Annotated in this window: 3 protein-coding genes; all 3 read left to right on the top strand. The window is 61.3% G+C overall.

Annotated elements, in window-relative coordinates:
* Window positions 1–8: 8 nt before the first annotated feature.
* Window positions 9–725 (top strand): enoyl-CoA hydratase/isomerase family protein, encoded by a 717-nt coding sequence (locus QNK41_RS04145; RefSeq protein WP_319254055.1) that lies wholly within the window; start codon window positions 9–11, stop codon window positions 723–725.
* 246 nt (window positions 726–971) lie between these two features.
* On the top strand, window positions 972–3140 hold the full coding sequence (locus QNK41_RS04140) for an acetate--CoA ligase family protein (RefSeq protein ID WP_319254053.1): 2169 nt from the start codon (window positions 972–974) through the stop codon (window positions 3138–3140).
* Window positions 3137–4429, top strand: a 1293-nt coding sequence (locus QNK41_RS04135; RefSeq protein ID WP_319254051.1) for a nucleoside recognition domain-containing protein, incomplete at its 3' end; no start/stop codon positions are given. The genes QNK41_RS04140 and QNK41_RS04135, both read left to right, overlap by 4 nt.

Below are 4429 nucleotides of genomic sequence, written 5' to 3'. Positions count from 1 at the left end.
TGGCCGTCATCCGTCTCAACCGCCCCCAGGTGCTCAACGCTATGAACAAGCGGCTCTGGCTGGACATGCAGACCGCCCTGGACGATGCGCGTGCAGATGAAGGGATCAAGGTGGTGGTGGTCACCGGCGAAGGCCGCGCCTTTTCCACCGGCGCCGACCTCAAGGAGTCCAAAACCCGCTCCATTGAAGACTACCGGGACTACCTGGTGTCGCTCCAGGAAGTGTCCCGGACCATCATCCGCTTCGAAAAGCCCACCATCGCCGCTGTCAACGGCTTCGCCATCGGGTCCGGATACGAACTGGCCCTGGCCTGCGACATCCGCATCGCAGCCGAGGAGGCCAAGATCGGCAGCCCCGAGGCCAAGGTCACCTCTTCGGTCACCGGCGGCGCCTTCCGGCTGGTCCAGAACCTCATCGGCCCGGGAAAGGCCCGGGAGCTGCTCTTCACCGGCGAGTACATCGACGGCGTGGAGGCCCAGCGCATCGGGCTGGTCAACCGTGCCGTACCGGCGGAGAAGCTGATGGAGACAGTCATGGAGATGGCCGCCATGATCGCCGCCAACTCGGCATTCTCCCTGAAGATGATCAAGAAGGGGCTCAACATGGCCCAGGGTGAGACCAGCCTGGAGGCCCTGATGGACTTCGAAGTAGAGGCCTGCCTGGCCTGCGTCTCCACCAAAGAGCGCCAGGAATCCCTGGCGGCATTCGAGGACCGCAAGAAATAATGAAACGGATTGAGGAATTGAGAATTCAGGAATTTTGAGATTGGCGTTTCTGATCCTCGCAACTGTTTCCATTTATCCGCCCTTGGCCTTTCACAATGGGTAGATTTTGGTTCAGGCCAAGGCCGCAGCGATGGTGAAACCGCAGGCGTAGCAGCGCTACGTTGAGGATTTCAGCAGAGCGAGAACACCGGCATGGGCCGAAAGATGCCCGTTGTGAAAGATCAAGACTAAAAAAAGGAGAATATGATGGGACTCGAACAAGTCCTCAACGCCCGTTCCGTAGCCGTCGTGGGCGCATCCAAGGTGCCCACCAAGCGCGGCTATCAGACCATTCGCACCCTTCTGGACGAAGGCTACGAAGGGGCCATCTACCCGGTCAACCCGAAAGAGCCGAGCATCATGGGCTTGAAGTGCTACACCGCCGTCTCGGAAATCCCGGGAGAGGTGGACGTGGCCCTCATCGCCACCCCGGCGCGAACCGTTCCCGCAGTGCTGGAAGACTGCGGGAAAAAAGGGGTCAAGGGCGCCATCATCCTGGCCACGGGATTCGGAGAGACGGGCGCCAAGGGCAAATCGCTGGAGGGCGAAGTATTGAAGGTAGCCGGCCGTCACCACATCCGCCTGATCGGCCCCAACACTTCCGGCATGATCAACCTCAAGGACAACCTCAACCTGGTGGGTCTGAAGCATTCGCCCAAAGGCGACATCGCCCTGCTGACCCAGAGCGGCAACATGGCCCTGACCCTTATCACCGAAGCCAAACTGCAGAGCCGCAAAGGATTCACCTACTACGTGGGCGTGGGCAACGAGGCGGACATCCGCTTCCACGAATACCTGGAATTCTTCAGCCAGGATCCCGACACCCGCACCATTCTCATGTATGTGGAAGGCATGCGCGAGGGCCGCAAGTTCCTCCAGCAGGCTTACAAGACAACTGAAAACAAACCTGTGGTCCTGCTCAAAAGCGGCCGGTCCTCCACCGGCAAGCAAAGCGCCGGTTCCCACACGGGTGCGCTGGCCGGAATGTCCGAAGTGGCCAAAGGTGCCTTCGAGCGGGCCGGCATCATCGTCATTGAAAATTCAGACGAACTATTCCCGGCGGCGGAAAGCCTCTCCAGCCTCCCGCCGATCAAGAACAACCAGATCGCCATCCTGGCCGACGGCGGCGGACACGCCACCATCGCCGCCGACACCCTCACCGACCTGGGTGTAAAGATTCCGCAACTGGAAGAGAAGACCCAGGCAAAGCTGCGCGCCATCCTCCCTGGCGGGGCCACGGTGAGAAACCCCATTGACGTAGCCGGCGGCACCGATGACAACCCGGCCGTCTTCGCCGACTGCGCCAACATTATATTGGGCGATCCCAATGTGGGTGGCTTGTTGGTTGTGGGTCTGTTCGGCGGCTACGGCATCCGCTTTGCCGAAAGCCTATCCCTGATTGAAGAAGATGCGGCCCACCAGATAGGCAAGATGGTCAAGCGCCGCAAAAAGGCCATTATCGTGCACAGCCTTTACAACTCGGAGAAACCCCACAGCCTGGACCTGCTGCGCTACTACGGCGTCCCGGTCTACGGCAGCCTGGATATCGCATGCAAGTGCATCGGCGTGCTGGCCGAATACGGCAGATATCTGAAACGCTACCACGCCAAATCCGACTTTGTCCTCAACTGGGAAGCGAAAGCCAAACCCGAAGGGCGGCAGATCATCGGCAGCGTTTACCAACAGGACCGGACGGCGTTGCTGGAAGCCGAGGCCAAACAGCTGCTCCGGTTTCACGGTGCGGCGGTGACCAGCGATGCCCTGGCCACCACGGAAGATGCGGCAGCAAAGGCAGCGGCCGCCATGTGCGGCAAGGTGGTCCTGAAAATTGCCTCGCCGGACATCCTCCACAAAAGCGATGCCAAGGGCGTCCGGCTCAACCTGTCCGGCAAGGATCAGGTGAAAAGGGCTTTCCGGGAAATCATTAAAAACGCCAAGGCCTACAAGGCCAATGCCCGCATTGAAGGCGTGCTGATCTCCCCCATGGTGTGCAAGGGCATCGAGGTCATCATCGGCACCAAGATCGACGACCAGTTCGGACCCGTAATCATGTATGGCCTGGGCGGAGTGATGGTGGAGATTATAAAGGATGTCTCTTTCCGTGTACTGCCCATATCCCGCCGGTCAGCCCAGCGCATGATCGCCGAAACCAAATCCCACCCCATCCTGGATGGTGTGCGCGGCGACAAGCCCTACGACAAAAAGGCCCTGGTCAACCTGCTGCTGGTCTGCTCGGAAATCATCGAGGCCTATCCCCAGATTCAGGAGATGGACCTCAACCCGGTGATCATTCACCACGAGGGCCTGAGCATCGTCGACGCCCGCATCCTTCTCAATCCACGATCCGAGGACAAAAAAGAGGGTGCAACAACGTGAACCGGATCTTCCTGATCATCGTTCTCACCGCCGTCTGTTTTGCCGGCTGGAAGCAAATCGGCTTCCAGCCGGCGGCCGAACTTCAGTCCCCCATGGAAGCCCTCTCCGCCGCCATGGTCGAATCTTCCGCCGGTGCGGTGGAACTGGCCATCGGGCTGGTGGGGGTGATGACCCTGTTTCTGGGCCTGATGAAGGTGGCCGAAGCTGGAGGGATGCTGGTCATCCTGGCCCGTTTGATCCGACCGCTGATGGTACGGCTCTTCCCCGAGGTACCGGCCGACCATCCGGCCATGGGAGCCATGATCCTCAACCTGTCCGCCAACGCCCTGGGACTGGGTAACGCCGCCACACCTTTCGGCATCCGGGCCATGCAGGAACTGGAAAGCCTGAACAGGCAACCGGGAACAGCCACCAACGCCATGGCCCTGTTTTTGGCCATCAACACCTCCAGCGTGACCCTGCTGCCCACCGGCGTAATCGCCCTGCGGGCGGCGGCGGGCAGTGCCGACCCGGCGATCATCCTGCCCACCACCCTGCTCGCGACCATCGGCTCGACCAGCGTGGCCATCCTGGCCGCCAAACTCTACCAGCGCCTTTCGCCCATGGGCGAAAAGCATCAGGCCGGTGCAAAGCAAACAGACACCGGTGAGAAAACCGGTACCGCAGCCCCGAGTAAGACATCGACACTGGAAGCGGCTCAAGGGGCCTACCCGATCTGGGTGAGCATCATGGCCCTGGCCGCCCTGGCAGCCCTGATTCCCGGGGCCATCCTTTTCGGCAAAGCCCTCTCCCCGTGGATCCTTCCGGGTCTGATGGCAGGATTTCTGGTCTTCGGAGCGGTCCGGCGGGTGCCGGTCTACGAGGTATTCGTGGATGGGGCCAAAGAAGGATTCCAGGTAGCCCTGCGCATCATTCCCTACCTGGTGGCCATCCTCGTGGCCGTGGGCATGCTGCGGGCCAGCGGTGCCCTGGACCTGTTGGTGGGTGCCCTGGCCCCGGTCACCGGACGCTTCGGCCTGCCAGCCGAGGCCCTGCCCATGGCGCTGATGCGCCCCTTGAGCGGTTCCGGCGCCTACGGCATCCTGGCCTCGATTATCAACGATCCGGCCATCGGGCCGGACAGCTACACCGGCGTGCTGGTCTCCACCCTGCAGGGTTCCACGGAAACCACTTTCTACGTCATGGCCGTCTATTTCGGCGCGGTTCAGGTCAGGCGCATCCGGCACGCCATGGCCGCGGCCCTGACGGCCGATGCAGCCGGGGTGATCTTCGCCATTGTGGCCTGCTGG

This window comes from Desulfosarcina sp., from assembly GCF_033791525.1.
Taxonomy (GTDB): Bacteria; Desulfobacterota; Desulfobacteria; order Desulfobacterales; family Desulfosarcinaceae; genus Desulfosarcina.
The sequence above is the reverse complement of the archived record's forward strand: the minus strand, read 5'-3'. Positions and strand labels throughout refer to the sequence as shown.

Excerpts from the sequence above, each read along its gene's own strand:
- QNK41_RS04140 (WP_319254053.1), top strand. The coding sequence starts at position 972 with ATGGGACTCGAACAAGTCCTCAACGCCCGTTCCGTAGCCGTCGTGGGC.